This window comes from Bacillus sp. TH25 (genome assembly GCF_016650935.1).
In the GTDB taxonomy this organism is placed as follows: Bacteria; Bacillota; Bacilli; order Bacillales; family Bacillaceae_G; genus Bacillus_A; species Bacillus_A mycoides.
Genome location: NZ_JAEKEU010000012.1, coordinates 18339 through 42173, shown reverse-complemented (window position 1 = coordinate 42173; position 23835 = coordinate 18339). Strand labels below are relative to the sequence as shown.

The 23835-nt window shown below is 33.8% G+C and carries 27 protein-coding genes and 2 pseudogenes; 10 read left to right on the top strand and 19 right to left on the bottom strand.

All coding sequences use genetic code 11. The annotated features are described in order from the left end of the window. Positions 1-18 precede the first annotated feature (18 nt). The 3 genes from JFT89_RS11880 to JFT89_RS11870 form a co-directional block, all read right to left on the bottom strand. Positions 19-861, bottom strand: a complete 843-nt coding sequence (locus JFT89_RS11880) for a PP2C family serine/threonine-protein phosphatase (RefSeq protein WP_242488396.1) — start codon at positions 859-861, stop codon at positions 19-21. Beyond that, positions 839-1330: an HIT family protein gene (locus tag JFT89_RS11875; protein ID WP_201040045.1), complete on the bottom strand. Its 492-nt coding sequence runs from the start codon at positions 1328-1330 to the stop codon at positions 839-841. Before JFT89_RS11875 ends, JFT89_RS11880 begins: the two co-directional genes overlap by 23 nt. Positions 1331-1427: 97 nt before the next feature. After that, entirely contained in the window at positions 1428-1598 is a 171-nt protein-coding gene (locus tag JFT89_RS11870) for a glycine zipper domain-containing protein (RefSeq protein ID WP_201040044.1), read from the bottom strand. A gap of 195 nt (positions 1599-1793) precedes the next feature. On the opposite strand from JFT89_RS11870, the gene JFT89_RS11865 reads away from it, so the two are divergent. Further along, positions 1794-2030, top strand: coding sequence for a hypothetical protein (locus JFT89_RS11865; protein WP_002085127.1), 237 nt, complete (start codon positions 1794-1796; stop codon positions 2028-2030). A 47-nt stretch (positions 2031-2077) separates the two neighbouring features. Here the strand turns inward: JFT89_RS11865 and JFT89_RS11860 are convergent, their stop codons facing one another. Together JFT89_RS11860 and JFT89_RS11855 are read right to left on the bottom strand one after the other, a co-directional pair. Beyond that, a complete protein-coding gene (locus tag JFT89_RS11860) occupies positions 2078-2914 on the bottom strand; it encodes an ABC transporter permease (RefSeq protein WP_201040043.1) in 837 nt (278 codons plus the stop codon). After that, positions 2907-4112, bottom strand: a complete 1206-nt coding sequence (locus JFT89_RS11855) for a quaternary amine ABC transporter ATP-binding protein (protein ID WP_000370622.1) — start codon at positions 4110-4112, stop codon at positions 2907-2909. The genes JFT89_RS11860 and JFT89_RS11855 overlap by 8 nt, the downstream gene beginning before the upstream one ends. Positions 4113-4329: 217 nt before the next feature. Between JFT89_RS11855 and JFT89_RS11850 the strand changes: the two genes are divergently transcribed. Further along, entirely contained in the window at positions 4330-5142 is an 813-nt protein-coding gene (locus tag JFT89_RS11850; RefSeq protein WP_201040062.1) for a glycine betaine ABC transporter substrate-binding protein, read from the top strand. A 46-nt stretch (positions 5143-5188) separates the two neighbouring features. On the opposite strand, the gene clpP is transcribed toward JFT89_RS11850, so the two are convergent. Together clpP and JFT89_RS11840 are read right to left on the bottom strand one after the other, a co-directional pair. Continuing rightward, positions 5189-5770: an ATP-dependent Clp endopeptidase proteolytic subunit ClpP gene (clpP, locus tag JFT89_RS11845; protein ID WP_002147396.1), complete on the bottom strand. Its 582-nt coding sequence runs from the start codon at positions 5768-5770 to the stop codon at positions 5189-5191. Positions 5771-5790: 20 nt separating this feature from the next. Further along, entirely contained in the window at positions 5791-6477 is a 687-nt protein-coding gene (locus JFT89_RS11840; protein ID WP_033706875.1) for an RNA polymerase subunit sigma-70, read from the bottom strand. Between the two features lie 143 nt (positions 6478-6620). On the opposite strand from JFT89_RS11840, the gene JFT89_RS11835 reads away from it, so the two are divergent. The 3 genes from JFT89_RS11835 (at position 6621) to JFT89_RS11825 (ending at position 8148) form a co-directional block, all read left to right on the top strand. Beyond that, positions 6621-6941: a 2Fe-2S iron-sulfur cluster-binding protein gene (locus JFT89_RS11835; RefSeq protein WP_002189833.1), complete on the top strand. Its 321-nt coding sequence runs from the start codon at positions 6621-6623 to the stop codon at positions 6939-6941. 4 nt (positions 6942-6945) lie between these two features. Next, positions 6946-7608 carry a ribose 5-phosphate isomerase A gene (gene rpiA, locus JFT89_RS11830; RefSeq protein WP_002085117.1) on the top strand — a complete coding sequence of 221 codons (663 nt, stop codon included), beginning with the start codon at positions 6946-6948 and terminating at the stop codon, positions 7606-7608. A gap of 105 nt (positions 7609-7713) precedes the next feature. Beyond that, a complete protein-coding gene (locus tag JFT89_RS11825) occupies positions 7714-8148 on the top strand; it encodes a GNAT family N-acetyltransferase (protein WP_201040042.1) in 435 nt (144 codons plus the stop codon). A 212-nt stretch (positions 8149-8360) separates the two neighbouring features. Here JFT89_RS11825 and JFT89_RS11820 read toward each other — a convergent pair whose 3' ends face one another. From JFT89_RS11820 to JFT89_RS11800, 5 genes are all read right to left on the bottom strand, one after another. Next, positions 8361-9728 (bottom strand): lytic polysaccharide monooxygenase, encoded by a 1368-nt coding sequence (locus JFT89_RS11820; protein WP_201040041.1) that lies wholly within the window; start codon positions 9726-9728, stop codon positions 8361-8363. A 438-nt stretch (positions 9729-10166) separates the two neighbouring features. After that, entirely contained in the window at positions 10167-10727 is a 561-nt protein-coding gene (locus tag JFT89_RS11815) for a phosphatase (RefSeq protein WP_201040040.1), read from the bottom strand. A gap of 76 nt (positions 10728-10803) precedes the next feature. Next, complete coding sequence (locus JFT89_RS11810; protein WP_002065804.1) at positions 10804-12000, bottom strand: macrolide family glycosyltransferase; 1197 nt, start codon at positions 11998-12000, stop codon at positions 10804-10806. 92 nt (positions 12001-12092) lie between these two features. Further along, on the bottom strand, positions 12093-12770 hold the full coding sequence (locus tag JFT89_RS11805; protein WP_201040039.1) for a formylglycine-generating enzyme family protein: 678 nt from the start codon (positions 12768-12770) through the stop codon (positions 12093-12095). A gap of 32 nt (positions 12771-12802) precedes the next feature. Then, on the bottom strand, positions 12803-13321 hold the full coding sequence (locus JFT89_RS11800; RefSeq protein WP_033734054.1) for a DNA topology modulation protein: 519 nt from the start codon (positions 13319-13321) through the stop codon (positions 12803-12805). A gap of 320 nt (positions 13322-13641) precedes the next feature. On the opposite strand from JFT89_RS11800, the gene JFT89_RS11795 reads away from it, so the two are divergent. From JFT89_RS11795 to JFT89_RS11780, 4 genes and pseudogenes are all read left to right on the top strand, one after another. Beyond that, positions 13642-14088: a MarR family winged helix-turn-helix transcriptional regulator gene (locus JFT89_RS11795; RefSeq protein WP_000817662.1), complete on the top strand. Its 447-nt coding sequence runs from the start codon at positions 13642-13644 to the stop codon at positions 14086-14088. Positions 14089-14120: 32 nt separating this feature from the next. Continuing rightward, entirely contained in the window at positions 14121-15065 is a 945-nt protein-coding gene (locus JFT89_RS11790; protein ID WP_016091897.1) for an acetyl-CoA carboxylase carboxyltransferase subunit alpha, read from the top strand. A 123-nt stretch (positions 15066-15188) separates the two neighbouring features. After that, a pseudogene (locus JFT89_RS11785) lies at positions 15189-15307 on the top strand (IS6 family transposase); the annotation flags it as partial. Positions 15308-15428: 121 nt separating this feature from the next. Beyond that, a complete protein-coding gene (locus tag JFT89_RS11780) occupies positions 15429-16865 on the top strand; it encodes an IS4 family transposase (RefSeq protein ID WP_201040038.1) in 1437 nt (478 codons plus the stop codon). Positions 16866-17120: 255 nt separating this feature from the next. Here the strand turns inward: JFT89_RS11780 and aiiA are convergent, their stop codons facing one another. The 4 genes from aiiA to JFT89_RS11760 form a co-directional block, all read right to left on the bottom strand. Continuing rightward, positions 17121-17873 carry a quorum-quenching N-acyl homoserine lactonase AiiA gene (gene aiiA / locus JFT89_RS11775; protein WP_002068951.1) on the bottom strand — a complete coding sequence of 251 codons (753 nt, stop codon included), beginning with the start codon at positions 17871-17873 and terminating at the stop codon, positions 17121-17123. Between the two features lie 291 nt (positions 17874-18164). After that, positions 18165-18638 carry a GNAT family N-acetyltransferase gene (locus JFT89_RS11770; RefSeq protein WP_002068950.1) on the bottom strand — a complete coding sequence of 158 codons (474 nt, stop codon included), beginning with the start codon at positions 18636-18638 and terminating at the stop codon, positions 18165-18167. Positions 18639-18809: 171 nt separating this feature from the next. Next, positions 18810-19898 (bottom strand): saccharopine dehydrogenase NADP-binding domain-containing protein, encoded by a 1089-nt coding sequence (locus JFT89_RS11765; protein ID WP_201040037.1) that lies wholly within the window; start codon positions 19896-19898, stop codon positions 18810-18812. 120 nt (positions 19899-20018) lie between these two features. Beyond that, a complete protein-coding gene (locus tag JFT89_RS11760) occupies positions 20019-20330 on the bottom strand; it encodes an ArsR/SmtB family transcription factor (protein WP_000995770.1) in 312 nt (103 codons plus the stop codon). A 659-nt stretch (positions 20331-20989) separates the two neighbouring features. On the opposite strand from JFT89_RS11760, the gene JFT89_RS11755 reads away from it, so the two are divergent. Continuing rightward, positions 20990-21265: a hypothetical protein gene (locus JFT89_RS11755; RefSeq protein ID WP_002144215.1), complete on the top strand. Its 276-nt coding sequence runs from the start codon at positions 20990-20992 to the stop codon at positions 21263-21265. A 215-nt stretch (positions 21266-21480) separates the two neighbouring features. Here JFT89_RS11755 and JFT89_RS30250 read toward each other — a convergent pair. The 3 genes and pseudogenes from JFT89_RS30250 to JFT89_RS11740 form a co-directional block, all read right to left on the bottom strand. After that, positions 21481-21633 (bottom strand): annotated as a pseudogene (locus JFT89_RS30250) (SDR family NAD(P)-dependent oxidoreductase); the annotation flags it as partial. A gap of 533 nt (positions 21634-22166) precedes the next feature. Continuing rightward, positions 22167-22889 carry a thioesterase II family protein gene (locus tag JFT89_RS11745; protein ID WP_002035038.1) on the bottom strand — a complete coding sequence of 241 codons (723 nt, stop codon included), beginning with the start codon at positions 22887-22889 and terminating at the stop codon, positions 22167-22169. A 16-nt stretch (positions 22890-22905) separates the two neighbouring features. After that, entirely contained in the window at positions 22906-23580 is a 675-nt protein-coding gene (locus tag JFT89_RS11740) for a 4'-phosphopantetheinyl transferase family protein (protein ID WP_042889949.1), read from the bottom strand. Between the last annotated feature and the right edge of the window lie 255 nt (positions 23581-23835).

Genomic DNA, 23835 nt, shown 5'->3' with positions numbered 1-23835 from the left:
CAGAAAACCCTCTCCTTTTTATTTTTTTACTTTAATTTTCTCCGGCTGATCACTCGGATACGTAGCATTTGTTTTGTTTTCTAGGTCCCAACTAATAATGGTCGCACTATCTCGTCCTAATTGATGATGAACGTGTTCTAAAACATTGTGAACATGTTCTTTAAGCTCTACATTATTTCCATTCATATCATTATAAAGATTTAATGGAGTTTCATAACGGCGTTCCCCACATTCCAATACCCCATCTGTCACCATTACAATTCGATTCTTTCCAGTACGTAGTTCACGAATCCCTGAAGAATAGCAAGGTACAGGTAATTCAAATGTATTTACATTACCAATCCATTCGTAAAAGTGGCGTTGATTCAATGCATATTGTCCTAATTTATGTAACTCTTCATGAAATACATAAACTAGGCAATCGCCAATAGATAGCCACCATATGTAATTTTCTTTTCTTACGCATATTAAGCAAGCAGTTTCACCTTTTACCCTTTCGCACTTTTCTTTAAATGAGAGGGATTGAAAAATCGTAAGTATATAATTTTCAACAGATCGAAATATGGTTTCAATTGATTCTTTCATAATCGCTTTTATATTTTCATATTCTTTTTGGATTGTATTTACTACTAAATCAACGCTTTCTGCACTATTATGCCCGTCTAATATAACGGCGAATTCCCAATCACCATTCGACCAAACTAATGCACCGTCTTCATTCTTTTTTGCTCCGGCACTTATATTTCCGCCGTATTTACCAAGTACAATATCACCATATTGCTTGACTGAAACTTCGTCTAAACACATTTCTCTACTTCCAACCCATGAATATTGTGTATTATTTGTTGTATGCATACTCATTCACCATATACTTTCGTATTCTTTCGCATAGTTTTTTTATTTTCTCTGAATCTCCATAGGGTGCACCAGTCCAATTTGCTATTTCAGTCGGTGACCAAAACTCTTTTGGTGTATTTGGATAACGCGGAATAATGTGCATATGCAAATGTGGTACACCATTGCCTGAAACGAAAGTGTAAATATGTTCTGCTCCTTCGCTTTCTTTAAGCGCTTTACTTACTCTACTAGTTATAAGTCCGAATGCTTTTGCCTCATTTTCAGTTAATTCAGCGAGACCAGGTACATGTCTTTTTATATCAATCATTACATAACCAAGATATGTTTCTTCTGCATCCCAATGGACATGTCCAACGTAAATGAGTTCATCTTCGTAAATAGCTCCACCTGGAACTGTAATGTTTCCTCTATGTTTTTCGCAAATAAAGCAATTTTGTTCTACTTGATTGTTAGTTGACATATCCATCACCATCCTTTTTATTTATAATATCATAAAAAAAGGAAAAACAGGATTTGTATTCCGAAAATTCTTTCTTTTAATACGGTAATTTTTTAAATAAATTTACACCTCATTCTTTCTTCAAAAATGCAATCCCAATTATGATCCCAATCACAATTCCGATTACTAAATTATTTGTAAAATACCCCTGAAATACACCGATTACAATCCCTATACCGACACCTATTGCCAAAGCATCATTTCTTTTTTTATTTTTAGCCAAAATTGCATCTCCTTTCATCATTTCTCCCTAAATTACATACATTCACTATCTCATTTGAATATTTCCAAAAAATGCCCTTTAACTTTACATATAACATTTTCCATTTTCTGTACATACTCCTTTTATAATGAAAAAATTTCAAGTAACCATTAATTATACATAGGCATTTACTATAAGAAAGATCAGTAATTTATTGAAGGAGGAACGATTCAAATGTATCCTCATTGGAATCCAAATATAAATCAACAATATGCTTACTCCCCCCATCCAGTAAGGAATACACTGCATTATGATTCGCAATACATGATGCAGCGCATCGCAAGCCTTGAAAGCCAATTAGCTAAATTAATCTCATTAATCGAAGAAAATAATCAATTAATAAAATCAATGGAACAACAGCAAAACCAAGTTTGTGCACCAGCTGGAGGTTCTGTTATTGTTCGGATGTAATTCGAATTCAAAAAACACACTTTGTAGTATAAAGTGTGTTTTTTGAATTATTTTCTTTTTGTATAAAACCCTTGCGTAATTCGGTCTAATATAATCGCAATCACGACGATAGCTAGTCCAGCTTCAAATCCCATTCCGATATTTACTTGTGTTACAGAGCGATATACATCGACGCCAAGTCCTGGCGCTCCTACAAGTGAAGCTGTTACAACCATTGATAACGAAAGCATAATACTTTGATTCACGCCAGCCATGATCGTTCCGGTTGCGAGCGGTAATTGTACTTTAAATAATTTTTGTGATGCGGTAGAGCCAAATGCATTCGCAGCTTCAATTAAATCTTCTGGAACTTGTCTAATTCCTAAGTCTGTAAATCTGATTGTCGGTGGCATAGCAAAAATAACGGAAGCAATAATGCCTGGTACGACGCCTACTCCAAAAAATGTTATCGTGGGAATGAGATAGACGAATGCCGGCATTGTTTGCATAAAATCTAATGTCGGCTTTAAAAATTTTGAGAAACGTTCATTTTGAGATGCTAAAATACCAATGGGAATTCCGATAATAATTGAAATAATAACGGACGTAAGTACGAGAGCTAATGTTTGCATCGTTTGTGCCCAGTAGTTAATATTTAAAATAAATAATAATCCGATGAGCGTAAAAATGACTAAAGATAATTTCCTCGTTGTGTACCAAATGAGGAAACATAAGATGATAATCATCACTATGGCTGGTATTATTGTTAAAAAATTAGTGAGTAAATCAACAAATCCACCGATAATATAGGAGAATCCTCGGAACAAGCCTTCAAAGTGCTCATATAAACTTGCAACAAATGAATCAACCCATTCGCCTAATGGAATGCGCGGAATATTATTCATCGTCTTTCACCTCTTCCTCAATGTTACCTGCAAGAGCTTGAATGACACTTTCACGTTTAATAATTCCTCTTAACCTTTTCTTCTCATCAATTACGGGTAACGGATATTTCATCTCCGCCATTTTTGCATACGTTTCTTCAAGTAAAGTATCTAAATACACGTGCGGAATATCGTTAAGTAATAAATCAGCAATCGGCCACTGTTTTTGTACTGCTTTACTTGCATCATCCGCAGTTAATATACCTAGAAATTCATACTTTTTGTTTACAACATATACCGTAGAAACACCTGCATTCCTCATAATTTGAAGTGCTACACGTGGTCCACGATCAATTAATAAAGTCTCCGGTCGTTTCAATATAGATTCCGCCGTAATTACTTTTCCTAAATTCACGTCCGCCACGAATTTCTCTACAAATTCATTGGCAGGACTCATCATAATTTCTTCCGGTGTTCCAATTTGGACAATTTCTCCATCTTTCATTAATGCGATACGATCACCAATTCGAAGAGCTTCATCTAAATCATGTGTAATAAATATAATTGTTTTTTCCATTTTATCTTGTAACTCTAACAATTCATCTTGCATTTCTTTTCGAATTAGTGGATCTAATGCACTAAATGACTCGTCCATTAGTAATACATCTGGATTATTCGTTAGTGCCCTTGCGATTCCAACACGCTGCTGCATACCACCACTAAGTTGGCTTGGGTAATTATCTTTATGATGATCTAGCCCTACTAACTGTAGCGATTCTAACGCCTTATTTTCTCTTTCCTCTACTGGAACTCCTTGAATTTCTAACCCGTACGCAACGTTTTGTATCACTGTACGGTGCGGAAATAAAGCGAACTTTTGAAACACCATGCTCATCTTCGTTCTTCTTACTCTTCGCAACTCTTCTTTTCCCATCGTCGCGATATCTTCACCATCTATGTATATATGCCCCGCTGTCGGTTTAATTAATTGATTTAGCATTCGAACCAATGTAGATTTCCCACTACCAGACAAACCCATAATAACGAAAATTTCTCCAGTGTATACTTCAAACGTTGCCTTTTTCACACCAACGTTCATTCCTGTCTCCTTTAAAATTTCGGATTTGCTTTTTCCTTCTTTTAATAAGGTAAGCGCTCGTTGCGGATGTTTCCCAAAAACTTTTGTTACATTTTCAACACGTACCTTTGTATTATCCATGTCACTACTCCTTTTCTACCCATCTATTTACATAGTGTTGCGATTTTACAGAGAAATATTACATAAAAATGACATATATAAGATTTCTTTAAAAATTCTTGTTTCCGTTCATAATAAGAAGGTTCACTTATAGATTAATTTATAAAAAGCAAAAGCTTCACAGGAGGTTTTGAATGCGAAAAAAATATGGATTATAAGTCTGTTACTATTTATTAGTATGATTTTCACTTCTTGTAATGCAACAAATGCAAATTCGAAAGGAAAAATTAAACTTGGTGTAACAAGTTGGAAAGAAAATATCGCAACCGCAAATATGTGGAAAGTTTTATTAGAAGAAAAAGGCTATAAAGTTGAACTCATGTATTTAGAAAAAGCTGCGATATGGACTGGCGTCGCACGTGGTGATGTTGATGCGAATCTAGAAGTATGGCTTCCTGTTACGGATAAACCATTAAATGCCCGTTACAAAGATGACTTCGTCTTAAAATCAAAATGGTATGAAGGTACCGGGCTTGGTTTAGTCGTCCCTTCTTATGTAAAAAACGTTAACAGTATTGAAGATTTAAATGCACATAAAGATGAGCTAGATAATAAAATTGTTGGGATTGAACCTGGTAGTAGCCTAATGAATTTAACGAATAAAGCAATGAAGGCATATGATATAAAATTAAAACTTGTCCAATCTTCAGAAGCTGCGATGATGAGCGAACTCAAGAAGGCATATACGAAAAAGAAACCAATCGCTGTTACGCTTTGGAATCCGCACTGGGGCTTTTCAGAATTTGACTTAAAATATTTAAAAGACCCTAAGAAAGTATATGGTGAAAAAGATGACATTTATTACTCCGTTCGCAAAGGTTTCGAAAAAGATCATCCGGATATTGTGAAATACTTTGATCAATGGAAAATGAACGATGAACAACTAGGTACTTTAATGGTCATGCTAAATAAAACGAAAGATCCGGAAGAAGCCGCACGAAAATGGATAAAAAAAAATCAAGCTTTAGTTGATGAATGGGTAAAAGAATGACAAAAACAGACTAGGGAATTCATCATATTCTCTAGCCTGTTTCATGTTATTTTTTCTCAATAACTGCATCAACAATTCCATATTCCTTCGCTTCTACTGCCGTCATAAAATAATCTCTTTCTGTATCATGAGCTACCTTTTCTACTGGTTGCCCTGTTCGATCAGATATGATTTTGTTAATATCATGTTTTAACTTTAATATTCTTTTTGCTGTAATTTCAATCTCTGTTGCTTGCCCTTTTACACCGCCGAGCGGCTGATGAATCATGATTTCACTGTTAGGGAGCGCAAATCTTTTTCCCTTTGCGCCAGCTAATAGTAAAAGCGCACCAAATGATGCCGCAAAGCCCATACAAAGTGTTTGCACATCTGGTTTAATAAGGTTCATCGTATCTAATATTGCAAATCCCGCTGTCGTTGAACCGCCCGGACTATTGATATACAGGAATATATCTTTTTCTGCATCTTCCGCTTCTAAAAATAATAATTGTGCTACTACACTGCTTGCAACTTGATCGTTAATTTCTGAACCAATCATAATAATTCGGTCTTTTAATAATCTTGAATATATATCATAGGAGCGTTCTCCTAATTTCGTTTGTTCTACTACGTAAGGAATTGCATTCATATTAAATCCCTCCATCTATTTTATGCCGCACTAAGCATACAACTGTAAGAAGAAGGTTTTTTCATACTGAATAATAACACCGGTTGTATTGATGGTAACTTAGTGAAGTCTATTGTTGGGAGAAGTTTCGTCAACAATTCAGGTTTTTCTTCACGAATAGAGGTTACAACGATTTCAACATCATCCGTGTACTCCACTATTTCAATGCCTTCTTCACTTACAGTTTTCAGCCTATTTCTACTCCTAAATAACGATGCTTTCACTGCACCTTCTGATACCGAACATACTTTAGCAATATCCGCGATACTATACTGAAAAACATCCTTCAATAATAAAATTACAGATTGTTGCACATTTAACGAAGACCATACTTTCCCTACCATTTCATGCAAATCTGCAATTTTTTCATGTGGTTCTTCAAATGTAATTTGCTGTTCTAACTTTTCTTGAACGGATTTTGATTTCATTTGATCTAACCATTGATTTCGAGCAATTTTATACAGAAGCGTTATACAAATTTTCTTCTCACTATACTTTTGAAGAACTTTGCAAATTGCTTCTTGGGCAAGGTCTTCCCCATCCCATTTATTCTTCGTCAAAAACGTACAGTATCTTTTTAACTCTGCATAATGTTCAATTAATAAATTTATATTTGAATTATTCATATCGATATGATTCTTTAAAACCTGAGTTACTTTTGTGCACAAAATAACCACTCCTTTTCAGCGCTTATTTATTAAACGATTGAACAAATAAAAAAGTTACGGGGCTTATAATAAATTTTATGTTTATGTTCATGAATACGGGTCATAAATATGTTATATAGAATTTTACATGAGGAGGAATCAATTTGCCAAAATTAACAGTTGAAGGTACCGGAACTTTCGATATTAAAGAAGGAACGAAATTAGTATTAGCACTTGAAGATAACGGTGTACACATTCTTCATCGTTGCGGTGGCAAAGCAAGATGTACAACTTGTAGAGTTGAAGTCATTGCAGGTGATTTTTGTGAGGCGACAAATGATGAAAAACAAGCTATTACGGAAAAAGGAATTGAAGACCACTTACGATTATCGTGCCAAATGCGTGTACATAAAGATATTACCGTTCGCCCTATACTTACAGTTGAAAATTCCGGTTTAGATGCTGGATCACGCCCGGCGGAGTAAAATGATGAATTTAAAACAGCTTGCAGGCGAATATGCTGCTGGCTTTGTAAGAGATGGTATGACGATTGGACTTGGTACGGGTTCAACCGTATATTGGACGATACAAAAGTTAGGTCACCGTGTACAAGAAGGGTTATCTATTCAAGCTGTACCGACATCAAAAGAAACTGAAGTATTAGCAAAACAATTATCTATTCCGCTAATCTCTTTAAATGAAATTGATATACTTGATCTCACAATTGATGGAGCAGATGAAATCAATAATGATTTACAATTAATAAAAGGTGGCGGTGGTGCATTACTTCGCGAAAAGATTGTTGCCACCTCCTCTAAAGAACTTATTATTATTGCAGATGAATCCAAACTCGTTTCACATTTAGGTACCTTTCCACTTCCTATTGAAATCATCCCCTTCTCTTGGAAGCAAACTGAAAAGAGAATTCAATCTTTAGGATGCGAAACACGTTTACGTATGAAAGATGGCGGACCATTTATAACTGATAACGGCAATTTAATTATTGATTGTATTTTTCCAAACAAAATATTGAATCCAAATGATACACATACAGAGTTAAAGATGATTACCGGTGTAGTTGAAACAGGATTATTTATCAATATGACGAGCAAAGCGATCATCGGAACAAAAAACGGTATAAAAGAATATTAAGCATTTTAAAGGCTGACTTTTGCAAGTCAGTTTTTTCTTTTATAGCATTACAGTATGATATACTATGAAAACACATTCATATCACACTAGAAAGGGCTGAACAATTTGCAATCCAAACTTATAACAGAACTTACTGATTTAGAAACTGCCTTTTACATTCGAAAAGAAGTATTCGTAAAAGAACAAGGTGTACCTCTTGAGGGTGAATTCGATACATATGACCAAATTGACGAGGCATGCAAACATATATTAGTTTATTATAATGAACTTCCTGTAGGAACTGGCCGTATACGATTCGTTGACGGAATGGGTAAACTAGAAAGAATTTGTATTTTAAAAGACTATCGCAAATACGGATTAGGCAAAGTAATCATTCAAAAGTTAGAAGAGATTGCTCGTAACAAAGAAGCAAACAAAGTTAAACTACACGGTCAAACACAAGCTGAAGGGTTTTATGAAAAATTAGGCTATCAAACTTCTTCCGACGTATTTATGGAAGATGGAATTCCACATATTCTTATGACGAAAGTGTTATCATAATAGAAAGGTTACTATATGATTCTACATTATGTATTCGTATAGTAACCTTTCTGTAGCTTATTCGTTTGAAAGTCTCTTTGATGAATATTCTAGATTAATACAAAAAGACGACGCTGAATACGTCGTCTTTTTTATAAGCAGAAAAGTTAACTCTCAAACTTCCTTTTTTTGCATCAAAGCCCATCAACTTTCATTTCATTTTGAGGTAAAGCTTACACTGTTTTCCATAAGGATAAAGCAAAAATCCAGTTTGGATCCCCATGTCCTTCATAATTCTGGACTGCTTCATACACTTTTCCCTCGTGTAAAACTCTATCTTCCTTTTTATATGCTTTCTTTGCATCCCACGCTTCATATGAAGCGCTTTCAGTTTTTGTAGTAATTGTGAACGTATCACTTTGTACGGATTCATTTCCAACTACATCCACTGCTTTCACTGCATATTTATAAGTAGTATTAGCGAGTAAATTTTTATCCATATAAGAAGTCGTATTGGATGTTGCAATTTTTTTCATTGTTCCTTCTATTTCTCTATAAATATCGTAATAGTCTACTCCAACGTTATCATCCGATGGGCTCCACATTAGATCCACACTTGACGCTGTTGTTCCCATGCTATGTAATCCTTTTGGTTGTGTTGGTGCTTCTGTATCAGGAGCTTCAACTGTTGTTTTCACTGTAAGCGCTGTACTTTCTTTCGATACATTGCCAGCTGCGTCAATTGCTTTTACAGTATAAGTGTATTCTGTGCTTGGTTGTAATTTCTTATCAATAAAATAAGTGCCTGGTACTGTGTCAATCATCTCTCCGTTACGGAAGATTTGGTACCCTTTTACTCCTACATTATCCGTAGAAACGTTCCATGTTAGTTCTATACTATTCGCTGTTACTTTTTGCGCCTGAATTCCATTTGGAATACTTGGCGCTTCTGTGTCTGGTTTCACATTATTGATGAGATTCACATCAATTACATTATAGAACGCATTTGCTGTATCAGCTACATCCCATACAGCTAAAATCACATGATATCCACTACGGTCAGTAGGTACATTGATTTTATGAGTTAAATTATTTGAAGCTGCAGAACCATCATGTTGTACAGTGCCAATTGGCTCAAAGTCTGCTCTTGTTAGTGCTTTATTTGGATTCCATCCTTTTTTTGTAATATAGTAGTGCCATTTGCTTGTTAAGTGAGGTGCTGTATACTTCCAAGTAAATGTATTTTCCCCACCAGTGATTGTATTTTTAAACCAACGATTTGCTGTTTGTTGATCTAAAATACCGCCAAATTTTCCACCTGCAGAAGCGATTTGCCCATCAACTGGGCCACCTTGTGGGAATCCTTTTGGAGCTTCTAAACTTTGTGGTTCATACATAACACTTCCGCAGTTTACATTTAGAGCACCATAAGTTGCACTACATAAAGCGGAACGGCTACCAGGCTTTTCAACAAAGCCGTGCGCGTATGCATTTTGAGGAATAAGTGTCGTGCTGATAATTCCAGCTGTTAATGCAACAGCTCCCATACTTTTTTTGTTCATTTTCAAGTTTTGTAGTTGTTTTAAAAATCGATTATTCATGTTCCTGTCCCCTTCTTGTTATACTTCGTAGTGTAATGTGGGCTTTGATGTAAAAGAATAACAAGAGTCAATCTTATTTCGTGTATGCGTAAATATGCATACACCGTCGTAAAGAAACATTTCATTTCTTGTGATATATTTCACTTACTGAATATATCATGACATAGAAATCACCTAAACGTGTGCAGAAGTTGTGCAGAAACAGTGAAATTACTACTAACACGTAAAACTACATCCTAAATTTATAAAGTAAAAGTGAGCAATAGAAATTGTAGTACTTGTAATGAAAAATTTTAGGTATATATATGGATGAATTGCACCAAGTCGTCTTGAAACCCTTCATCGTTAACTTAAAACGCATGGCAATGTGAGATCACATTATTTTAAAACAACGTGCCATCTCCATTTTCCATATATCTTTCTATCAATACTTTGAAATTACTTATCACTTGTAAACATTTCCGAATCCGTCAATATAGTTTCATAAAACTTATCATATTCTTCACAGTATTGGATTTTTAATTTTTCTATTAAACTTGTATCTGGTGAAATAATGTCAATAACGTCTGTACTTATATACAATAAATAAGTATCGTTATAAAAAGAAATATACGCTTGCTGACCACCATTAACGACATACTTGCAATACTTATATACTTCATCTTCATGTACACCTTTAATCGTAGTAAATATGATTGTACTTTCAAGATCATCAACGTCTACTTTCGTTTCTGCCCAATTCTTAATCTTCATGAACCTTCCAATTTTTGTTTTCTCATTTATTCTCTTACTTTTACCATATGTTATGTAACCGGAAATAAATGAAACATCAATTGTATCAGGACTTTTAAAAAGTTCAGTCAAAATCCCTCTTAATCCTCTCAAATTATCCTCAAATAATTCTATATCGAATCTAATTCTATTTTTCGCCTCCACTTGAAAAAATGGTGTAGCTGTCATGTCAGCAAAATTTACATCTAGTGTTTTCATTCTTTCCATTTCATCAATTCCTCGCTTCATATAACATAAAAGTGTCTATATCATTTAATATAGACACCCTTTCACATGTATAGTTTTAATAACAGCCTGTAAATTTAAAAATTTCATCAACTGCTTGCTTATACCCACCTGATTTTCGGAGAGACTCCTTCAAATTCAAAGTAGCTTCTTTACATGACGGATTATTTAATACTATTTCTACACTTTCACTTAGTTGATCCGCAGTTAATCCTTGCATTTGTAATGTAACCCCTGCTCCGAGATTCTCAACTTGCTTTGCGATTACTGGCTGATCTGCACTTTGCGGAATTACAATGAGCGGAACACCGTTATATAGTCCTTCATGTGTACTATTCATTCCACCGTGTGTAATAAATAATTTTGTATATTTGAGAAGTTCAGTTTGTGGTACATAGTTTTTCACAATGAAGTTTTTAGGGATATTACCTAAATCACTTATTTCCGTTTTGTTTCCAATAGACATAACAATTGTATGCTTACTATTCTCGAACGCCTTCATACAAAGTTTATAAAAATCAAGCGCTTCATTAAAAACAGTACCTAATGAAATGTAAATCAGGCTTTTTTCTTCAATTGAAGTGCAATCAAAACCTTCATTTTTCACTTGTGTAGAGATAGATGGACCCACAAATTTGAATGTTTCATTAAATGTATCCCCAAAAGGTTGGAACTCCTTAATTGTATACACAATAGTAAGTGAAGCTGGATTACAGAAAACTTCATACGGTGAGTTTATATCAACACCATATTTTTCTGTAATTCCATTAGTTAAGTTTTCAAAATCATTATGTATTCTATCTTGAACTTCCAGTGGGATATTTTTAGAAAGATGGTCTAACATTTGTTTAAATGATTTTTCATCTTGTGCAAAAGATGTGCATGAATTTATGGCTGGAAGATTAAGAATTTGGGCAATTAAGCGGCCACAGCCAAACATCGAATCATGAATAATATAATCAAAATGTTCACCTTCAATTTGTTCTAGAACACTAGGTATTACAATATCAGCTGTATGTAGAAGGCCGTTTATTCTTTCCTGTAAATAATTTCGACCACCGGAAAGAAATGCTTTTATAAATTTTTCATCATCAATCGTTCGTACAGTAGCACCTGTCTTCTCAATATGCTCCCTGAAAGCTTCTATTGAAAAATAAACGACCTCTTCACCGCGAGAAATCAGTTCTTCTACAACATGTAATGTTGGATTTATATGTCCTTCTGATCCAGCGTTAATGAATAAAACACGTGCCATTCAAAACACTCCTTAAATTTTTAAATTTCTATGTTGTAAAGAGTATGGATACTTTCCATACTCTTTACGGTGTTATATGTATCATTTTCCTGCTAAATTGACCTAGCAAGCCTAAAACCGAGATCATCTATATGAAATGTAGGATGACTACGACGGCGACAAGTGGCACCGCAACCTCTAGCTGCTTCAGCCCAACTACCACCACGAAAAATGCGGTATGACCCGTAGACTGTTTCATCATACAAATCATAGCACCATTCCCAAACGTTCCCTAACATATCATAAAGTCCCCATGCATTCGGCTCTTTTTTACCGACGTCATGAATTTGCCCACTTGAATTTTCATTATACCACGCTATTTTCTCAAGTGCTCCATATGTATATCCCGTCGTATTTGCTTTACATGCATATTGCCACTCTGCCTCAGACGGTAATCGATAGCCATTTGAATGTAAGTTACAACTAACCTTTTTCCCATCATCTTGTATAGAATAATACTCTGTAAACCCTGCTATTTTAGACAGTAAATTACAAAAAGCAATTGCATCATGCCATGAAATATTTACAACAGGTTTATTACCATTTTCATTACCATTTATTGCACGATTCGTAATTGCGTAATATAATTCCGCTGTTACAACATACTTTGCAAGAAGAAATGGTTTTATTTGAACTTGCCATTCTTTTTTTATTCGATCATCTCTTAATTCTACTTTTCCTGTTGGAATTTTCACCATATTAGAGTCAACCGGGCCAATGAATCTATTCAATCCTATCCCCCCATGTTACTTCTTTTTATAATCTAACTATTTATGGTATCGTGCTTCTCTAAAAATAGTCTTACTTCATTTGAAGATTTTAAAATAATAACATCTTTATCCTTACTCAATTGATTTAGCCTCTTTAAAATTGAAGGTCGTTTCGTTTTAGGATATTCCCATATCCATTTGAAAAATTGCAAGTCAAATCTTTCTTCACATCCAGCCCCCATATCCGGTCTTGTTTTATTCCGATATTGCACAATTCTTTTAAAAGCACGATAAACACAAATTGTTCTATGAATATCAAGAAAGATAATTGTATCAGCTGCGTTAATTCTTATGTCCATTGTCCCGCCATAATTCCCATCAATAATCCACTTTTCCCCTTTAACTAATTCATTTTGAACCGTTCTTTGCTCCTCTTTCGGTACACCCTCCCAATTTGGTTTCCAAAATAGTGCATCAAGGTGATGCACCTTAATATTTAATTTATTCCCTAACTGTTTTGCTAATGTAGATTTTCCTGAACCACCAGAACCTATTAATATTATTTTTTTCATAAATACCCCATGCCCATCAACTTAAGAATTTAGAACTCCCCCCAAAAATTATGAGTTTTTTGTTACAAGTTATCACAAAATTTCGTTTTTGGGGTAGTTTTATTTTCTTAGCTTGATTGCGATGAGCGGTACCCCATAAAGGCCCCTGATACATAATTGATGTTCTGCCATTTGTAGAAAACAATCCACTTATACCATTTTAACAAGAAGAAATATCTCGTCCATGTTGTAATATTGGCTTACGTTAAGCTTGTGAAAAAATCATATTCATGTATAATACAATTGATGTATGATACATTAGTTGTAGGAGGGTGACCTTTTTGAAAAGAGAAGATGCCTTAAAACTAAGAACAGATATTAAGAAAATGATTATAATAACTGGGGTTTTTGAATCTCAAAATTTGCCCAATGGACCATTTGAAAAACCTTTACCAACTTCTCAAATGATGGCGTTAGAGGAACTAGAGGTGGAAAAATTAACTGTTTGGCAACTATCCAATAAACTTAGATTAGAGACTTCAACTGTAAGTAGATTGGTAGATAAGTTAGTAAAAAAGGGGCTTATTTATCGTGAAGTAAATGAAAAAAATAGAAGAGAACTTTTTCTGCACCTCACAGAAAAAGGTCACATAACTGTTAATTGCTTAAGAGAGCAATCCATTACATTTTATCAAAGTATTCTCAATAATTTATCAGAATCAGAACAAAAAATAGTTGTGGATGGTTTTGAATTATTTATTGATTCTATTTCTAAGCCTTTTGATTAGAGTGAGGTAAATCATAACATTTGGAGGATAAAATGAGTTTGGATTTTGAACGTCCTATTATTGAATTAAAAGAGAAATTTGATGAATTAAAGAAAATTATGAAAGAAAATAATGTAGATTTATCGTCAGAAATTCATGTATTAGAAAAACGTTTAAATAAAATGCAAGATAAAATTTATTCTAATATTACACCTTTTCAACGAGTTCAAATTGCAAGGCTACGTAACCGGCCCACGACATTGGACTATATACCTTTATTGTTTACAAACTTTCTCGAACTTCATGGTGATCGATTATATGGTGATGATAAAGCAATGATAGGTGGTATTGCAAAATTTAAAGGGATGCCCGTTACGGTTATTGGTCATCAAAGAGGTAGAAATACAAAGGAAAGTATAGAAAGAAATTTTGGAATGGCACATCCAGAAGGTTATAGAAAAGCGCTAAGACTTATGAAACAAGCTGATAAATTTAATCGCCCTATTATTACATTTATTGATACAATAGGCGCCTATCCAGGGAAAGGGTCTGAAGAACGTGGAATTTCTGAAGCGATAGCTCGAAATCTATTTGAAATGGCTACACTTAAAGTGCCAATTGTTTGTATTGTAATTGGAGAGGCATCAAGTGGTGGAGCTCTTGGCATTAGTGTCGGTAACCATATCCATATGTTAGAGTATTCATGGTACTCGGTAATTTCGCCAGAAGGAGCAGCATCTATCCTATGGAAGGACGCTAAGTATGCTCCAGAAGCTGCTGAACATATGAAAATTTCAGCAAAAGATTTAAAACATTTAGGAATTATTGATGAAATCATTCCTGAAATTAAAGGTGGAGCACAAAATGATATAAAATCACAGGCAAAAATGATTGAATCTGTAATCGAATCATCTCTAAAAAAATTGATACTATTATCCTCGGAAGAGCTTATACAACAGCGATATGAAAAGTATAGACAAATAGAGAATTATAAATGAAAATATTTAAAGTCCGTATTACATTTCGGAGGATTCTCGCAAAAAAATTCTAAATATTTTGTAAGTAACCTCTTAAACTGGGATATGCTGATACTATTACTCTACAAAAGATGTGTGATCGGTATGGAAAAGGAAAATTTGTTCAAATGGAAGCATTATCAGCAAGATATTATTTTGTTAACTGTACGTTGGTACGGTACAACTTAATTTTTCGTGATTTAGTAGAAATGATGAGGAACCAGGATTATCCTACCATTATGCTAGAAATATATATGTTATATTTTCTTTTCCACTACCTTTGCACCAGAACCAAAAAATACGCTATTCTTTCTGTAGAATCATAGGAAAGGATGGCGTTTTTGTATGTATCTATCAATTTTTGACGAATTACAATTATTTGCTGAAGAATTATATGAACATCTTACCCCTTCATTTTTGGAAAATCTCGCTAGAGAGCTAGGTTTTGTAAAACGAAAACGTAAATTTTCAGGGTATGATTTAGCTACTATATGTGTCTGGATTAGTCAACGAGTAGCGAGTGATTCATTAGTCCGATTGTGTAGTCAGCTACATGCATCAACAGGAACTCTTATGAGTCCTGAAGGACTAAATAAGCGCTTTAATAAAAAGGCAGTGTTCTTTTTGAAACATATTTTCTCCACATTATTAAAAAATAAAGTTTGTGGAAAGTCAGCAATTCCAAGTGCTTCACTTACCTATTTTCAGCGAATTCGTATTTTAGATGCAACCATTTTTCACGTACCAAAACACTTGGCCAATGTATATCCTGGATCAGGTGGTTGTGCACAAACAGCGGGTATAAAAATCCAGTTAGAATATGATTTACATAGTGGTCAGTTTTTAAATTTCCAAGTGGAACCAGGGAAAAATAATGATAAAACCTTTGGAACAGAGTGTTTATCAACATTACGCCCTGGTGACCTATGTATTCGGGATTTAGGCTATTATTCACTGGATGATTTAGATCAAATGGATCAACGTGGTGTGTACTATATATCGCGACTCAAATTAAACAATAGGGTATATGTCAAAAATGAATTTCCTGAATACTTTCGAAACGGAACAATAAAAAGACAATCTCAGTACATCAAAGTTGATTTAGAGCACATCATGGATACCTTAAAACCAGGACAGTCCTATGAAATAAAAGAAGCTTATATTGGAAAGGATAAAAAACTATTTACTCGGGTGATTATGTATCGATTAAAAGAAAAACAACTTCGTGAGCGTATGAAAAAACAAGTGTACACAGAAAGTAAAAAAGGGATTACATATTCGGAAAAAAGCAAACGATTAGCTGGCATGAACCTATATGTTACCAATACACCTTGGGCGATTGCTCCGATGGAACAAATCCATAATTTTTACTCTCTCCGCTGGCAAATTGAAATCATTTTTAAAACTTGGAAATCCTTATTTCAAATTCATCATTGGCAACATATTAAACAAGAGCGATTAGAATGCCATGTTTATGGAAAACTCATTGCCATTTTTTTATGTTCTTCTACTATGTTTAAGATGCGACAATTAATTTTACAAAAGAAGAAACAAGAATTAAGTGAATATAAAGCAATTGGAATGATTCAAGATCACTTATCGAGTTTGTATCAAGCCATACAACAAAACATCCAAGAAATAACAAAGATCCTAATCAGCCTGTTCCACCTCCTACAGAAGAACGGAAGAAAATCTCATCGATATGAGAAGAAGACTGTTTTTGATATTATGGGTGTTGTTTATGAGTATAATGGGTTGAAAAAACAAAAGAAAGTTGCATAATTTAAAAAATGAAACCCGTTAGGGTTTATTTGGTATGCGTATGATTAAAAGTTTGCTTATATTTTAGGAATGCTTTGCCCCCACAAAATGAAAGTACATTTTGTTTCCATTCTTAAGTTGATGGGCATGGGGTACTATAAAATTTTAGCTTGATGGCAATGGGGTACAGTCGCATGCCCATCAACTTAAGAATTTTATAACACCCCAAATCAATAAGTCATGAGCTAACGAGCCCATGACTTTTTATATGCTATATCACAAATAATCTGGGAACACTTTACAGCCCTTTTCTTGCTCCATATCATGTCCAAAGAAAATAATCGGATTTTCTTTCCTAACAACATCTTTTAAACGTTTTATTGAAGATAAAGCTAAATCCGAATCAAATCCAGCAAACGGTACTTCATCTTCAAAGTTTTCTTTCGTATATGATGCATCAATAGTTAGCAACACTGGACCTGATTTTTCCGTCTCAATTAATAATGACTGATGCCCTGGCGTATGTCCCGGTGTATATATTAATTGCACACCTGGCACTACTTCATAATCCCCTTCAATGATTTTATAGTTTAAATTCGGCAATATACATTCTTTCAAATATTCCTCTCTGTGGAGTGCTACCTCATATTCAGCACGCTGTACAATAATTGGTGTATTTGTAAAAACGCCATTTCCTCCTGCATGATCAAAATGCAAGTGAGAACTAATGATATAAAGAAGATCTTCTGGCTCATATCCGGCACGCTTTAAAATATTTGCGATCCTATCGTTCTCATTCATTTTAGGTAAAACTTGTCCTTCAACAATTGTACCTTTAAAAAGATTCTCATTATTAAGAGCACTTTCTGGCATACCTGTATCTACTAAAATAAGTCCCTCTTCTGTCTCCAAAAGATAACACCAAACAGGTAAGTTTAGTAGTTTACCCGGTGTAAGTGTACTATTAACTGAAGAATGATCCAACATACAACGACCTGCTGGGAGGAAATAAAGCTTCTTTACTGTCATTATGTATCCACCTTTACAAATAATTTAGGGTAAAACAATACACTATAATATTTCGCTTATTAGAAATAAACTCCTTCTCACCTTTCATTATTTCAACCATTATTTTTTCAATTGTTCACAACTTTTCATTACAAATTCAGTGATATTGGAAAGCCTATGCAGGAATTCAGTCCGCCTTTAGGCATAGGATAAAAGTGTCAACTTTCCGTAGAAAAGTTAACGTCAAGTAACTCCAAAATATACAATAAAGGTTGATTTTAGAGTTACTTTTCCACATTGGAATATCTTGTCTTATTCCCCTTTTTCGGTGGATGGGCAAAAACACCCTAATTCTAGAAATTCATCAGTTTCCATAAAACCAAACTTCTTATACACTGGTCTACCCATTTTTGAAGCCCCAAGCCATATTTGTGAGATACCTAAAATCTTAACTTCATCAACTAATTTAGTTAACAGCTTTGTTGCGATTCCTTGCCCACGATAATTTTCATTAGTATACATATTTGTGATATAAGCCTTTTTTCCAGTCTTATTGGTGTAACAAGGTGGAAATTCATAAAAAATTACTGCACCACAAGCTATAGTTTCTTCATTATCTTCCACTAGCCATTGAATTAAAGTACCTTCACTTAGTTTATTTTTAAAGAAAGCATATAGTTCTCTACCAATATCTATATTAGGTTCTATCCCCTCATCAACTAATTGCTTTTTTCTTAACTCGACCAATTTATCAATATCATCGATATTTGCTTTGCGATATTTCAACTTTTCACAACTCCTTTATAAAATTACAACTGACCAGCCCCATAGCATAATTAATTCTCATCATTTTACCATTGATTCTTATTAAACTAAACTGCCATTAAGTTATTTGGGGTATTTGCTCTTCTTTGCTTGATAGCCATATGTGTACTACCACGAATAGAACGATACCTTTTATATATTTTGTTTCGTAATATTAACCCCATATTCTCTATAAAAATCTAAAATTACAGATGCATTCATACCCAAATCTAATAAATTTTCTGGAAAGTAAATTTTAGGATCCGGAACCACAATATCAGATGTTTGTAAAATGTTCTCTGCTTGGACAGCTGCTCCTAAAGCAGTAAGATGTGTCTGTCCTAACGGATCTGATATATTCACACATCGTCTATGCAATACACCAGTAGCATCATAACCTTTAAGGTGAATAACTATGTTATGTGCACTTCCCCTTCCGGGTTTATAGAGAATATTTTTCCGTAAATCGGTAAATTTTTCTCCGCTAATCATTTTCCAAATCCCTGTATTCACCAGAGAAACCAGTCCATATGTAGATATTTTACTATCAAAAGCAATACGAAAGTTAGCCGAAACAGCATGAATTGATTCTGGCAGGGTTACGTGATCAGGAGTATCCAAACGATAACATTTGGTTATATAACCGTTGGGAAAGCGGACTTTGATTGGATCAGTCATTGGATAAGCCTGTCGCATTCCCTCTCGAGCTTTGACTTCAAATGGAATCGTTAACCGGTCCATATATGCTGTTGAATTTGGTCCTGCTTTGTCTTGAAGAGAATATAGTGCGTTGATATCAACCGTAACCTCTTGAAGATCTTTTGAATACATTTTAGCAAAAAGGGCTGCTGTCCCTCCCATCCACCCTGAAGCTAATACAACAGGGGATTGGACCTCAACATTTTTTAATCGATCAATAGAACTCTTAAAACGTTCAGTCCAACGAGTAATGTCAACCAATGGAATTTTTTTTCGAACTGCAGATAGAAGTAGTCTATCTTGCGGGTCATTAACCGCATTAACAACTAATGTGAAATTATCATCCAAATTTCTTAAAGGATCATCTGTTGTGTTGTCTACAGTGACTATTTTTACTCTCTCTGATTCAAAAGGTAACGCTTTCCCTAAGGTTCTTCCTCCTAATCTAATTTCCAAATCAGGATGTCGATCATGTAAAATTTGAGCAATTTGACTACCAACAACACCATACCCACCAACAATTAATACTGTTTTCTTATTCATCTGAAACCTCCATTTTAATTAGTATGAGATTATAAGTTTAAATGATTAAAAACTTAAACCTTTTAACGTAATGCCGCTAAAAAAAGGGACAAAAGGTGTCCCTAAACTATAAATGAGTACCTAATTCTTACATTCATCTTCAACTAAAGAAACAAGTTCTTTTAAAAGATTTATTGTTTCATTAAATTCAAGACAATAATACATTTCAGTGCCTTTTTTCTGAACTCGAAGTAACCCTGATTGTTTCAATATTTTCAAATGATGAGATACAGTAGGTCTTGACATGGGAATATGCTCCGCAATTTGCGTCACATTCAAGCTATCTTTATCAATTAAAAGCGATACAATTTGCTGACGAGTTGGATCTCCCAACCCTTGAAAACATGGTCTTAAATTTTCTAAAATATGCATTACTTTATCATTACAGTTCATTTCGCTAACATTACCTTCCGTTTAAGAATTTAATCATTTAAACGTATTATAAATTACATTACTATCTAATGCAATAAAGAAGTAGCACCAATTTTAAGTATAAATATAGAAAGTTTCATAAACAGCCATTTTCGATTTTCCAGATTTGTAAGAATGGCGGGTCTTTTTTCTGTAACAATTTCCAAATCCATTCCAGCTACAACCAGGACAAACCCACGAAATTCACGAAGCCTCTATCGGATTGTATCAAAAGCTTCCAACTCAAGTGATCCTGCTTTTCTTGTTTATCCTCCTACAGAAAAACGGGCGAAAATCTCATCGATATGAGAAGAAAACAGTCTTTGATATATTAGGTGTCGTTTACAATTGTGCCATGTCTGATAATCAAGCTGCTTAATTCAAAAAAATGAAACCCGTTAGGGTTTATTTCGTATGCAAATCTTTAAATTCCCTACACGTAGCCTTTAGAAAAAAGAAACAACCTCTACTATAATTGACGTTGTATAATCTTAGCTTGATAGCGATGTGGCGGTACCCCATGGCCATCAAGCTAAGTTTGTTTGAGGAGATGTACGAGACAGGTGTGAATTTAGGGGAATCCAATATTTTCTATTCAAATATGATAGAATAGAAGTATATCCAAAACGGAGGAACAACACATGAACTCAAACACAAAACAGTTTATTTATGATATCCAGCAAAGAAAAAACAATTATATGGAAAATGTATTAAAGGCAATACAACACCCTAAAAAAGAGCAATCTGAACAGGTCATTCAAAATATAGTAGAGAAGATGGATATGATGATCAGTTTAGTTACTACTTACATGGCTATTGAATCAGAATCTATGAAAGAATTAAAAGAGCTTCAGGAAGAAATTATTCATGCACAAGCATATATTCAAAAACGAAAATTTGAAGAAACACAGAGATAAAACCCTGTGTTTTTATTTGGTCGTCTATGACGCCAATCTATTATAAATCAAATTAAGGGATTAGGTACACTTACCATATTTTGTTCACTAAAGTCATTTCCCTCCAAACAACTCATTCTATAAGACTCCTTTCTAACTTACATTCTTTCTCTCACTATATGATATAAATCCTATAAATATGCTAGAAGGATAATTCATTATATGAACGAAAATAACATTTTAAGCACTACTCTTTCTGCTTCTTCTTTTCTTTTACTATAGTGAACTACGACTAACGCACCAGCTTGAGCCAAATGTAAGGCAATGCTTCGCCCTATTCCCCTACTAGCCCCTGTTACTAATGCAACTTTCCCCTTCAATTTATTCATCTCATCATCCCCTTGTTTAAAATTCTACTTAGTTATATCACAAGATACCCTTTGAAATGTTGCTCTCTAATTTGATATCCATAAAACAAAAAGGCCGACTCATAAGTATAAGAGCCGGCCTTTTCACTTCACATATACAGTAGCTTTACATACAGGTTCCCTAACTGTTATGTACCTTGTATCAAGTATAATGGTGTATTACCCAAATAATTAGCAATTCTTTCTTCCAGCCACGTAAGTCGATTACTGTCAATATGAGAAAGCACGACATGTTTAAATTCAAAAATGCTTGAATTTAATTTAGAAGATCATTTTTCTGGTGATAAAATAAAATGAGATAAGAAAACTTAACCTACAGGTAAAGCCTAAATAAACTAAAGTTAATTCATATATTTTGCTTAGAATTCCATCATTACCTACCTTTGAACATTTCGTTGAGGCTTCTATGACTCCATTCAATGATATTCCAGCAGTACCTGTATTTTTCACCTTTAATTTTTGGTTTCTCAGCCATGATTGTACTTAGAAAAACTCTAAAAACTAGTTGAAAATCTTTTAGAATCTAACTTTCTTATAATTCTATTTGCTATTTCTTCAATATTTTCATTTAGAAAGAAATGATTACCTTTAAAAGAGTGAAAAGTACACGTTTTACTTGTGTATTGCTCCCATTTTATTACTTGATTATATGTAGTAAACTCATCATTTTCCCCATTAAATATAAGAAAATCAATATCACATGCTTGCATATTATTGTCATGAATATATGTCTCAACAATTTTAAAATCTGCTCTTAGAATTGGGAGGAAAATTCCCATTAATTCTTCTGATTGAAGTACCCCGGACGGTGTACCTCCCATTGCAATAACTTCTCTTTTAAATTGTTCGTTAGAAAGATTATGTCGGATATTTTTCATTTTACTATTTGGGTGGTTTCTACCGGACAAAACAAGAAATTCAGGCAATACGTTTTTAGAATCTTGTATTTTTCTGGCTACTTCATAGGCAATCAAACTTCCCATGCTATGCCCATATAGAATATAGGGCGAATGCTCTATCTGCTTAACTATACTAGTGTAGACATCATTTACGGCCTCTTCCATACTTTGGTACAAGCTTTCTTCAATTCTATATCCTCTACCAGCTAACTCTATTGGGACTACTTCAATATATGGATTAAAGTAATTTTTCCATTTTGCGTAACTAAACGCAGATCCCCCAGCATGTGGAAAGCAAAAAAGTTTAGTCTTCTGCATTGATTTTCTCCTTACTTTAAAATTTGTTTATATTTTGGCAAATTGTATAAATATCTTTAATTATTATATCCTGCGGAAATTCTTCCCTTGTTGCACAAGCAGATATCTTATAATTCGGCTCAATGCTATATTGTCTAAAGTAAAAGTCTTTAGGTATATTCTTATATGAGATTAAAATTCGTGACTCTTTTTTTATAGAAAATGAATTTAACGGGATATAAAGCCCTTTTCCAATCGTTTTTATATAGCTTTCTTTTAATGTCCATATATCATAAAAATAATTAATTTGTTCATCAGAATTCATACTAGATATATCATAAAATTCTTCATCTGAAAAAAACTCATTTGCTAATTTAAGAGCCTCTATTTCTGAAACTTTCTCTATATCAATCCCTACATTAGAATTAGCAGTGCCACAAACCACCCATTCTCCTGAATGTGAAATATTAAAATGAAAGTCAGAAAAGTTTTCAACAAAAGGTTTTCCATACTCATTATATATAAATCTAATTTCTTCATTACTAATTTTATACTTTTGGCAGACTAGAGATCGGATTAACAAATCTCCTATTAAAGTCCTATTAATATCACATAAATTTAATAACCGCTTCATTCGTTCTCTCTTCTCATTTGAAATCAAGTTACTAAATTGATTAAACAAATGATTTCCAATATTCTTTGGTATTTTCACAGCATGAATTTGTATGATAAATCACTTCCTTTTTAAAAGGATGGCTTCCTATGTATACGTTATAGAAATTCAATTTCATTTTCTAACTTGCATCTATTCAAGTGCAAATATAATAGAAAAGGTGCATATTAACATATCAATGAAAATATACACCTTTCCTCAGCAATATCATCAAAGCATTCGCTTCTGGTACAAAAGCTTCAGATAATTTACAGCATACTATGAACAAATCATATATGTTTCTATGTCCCTATC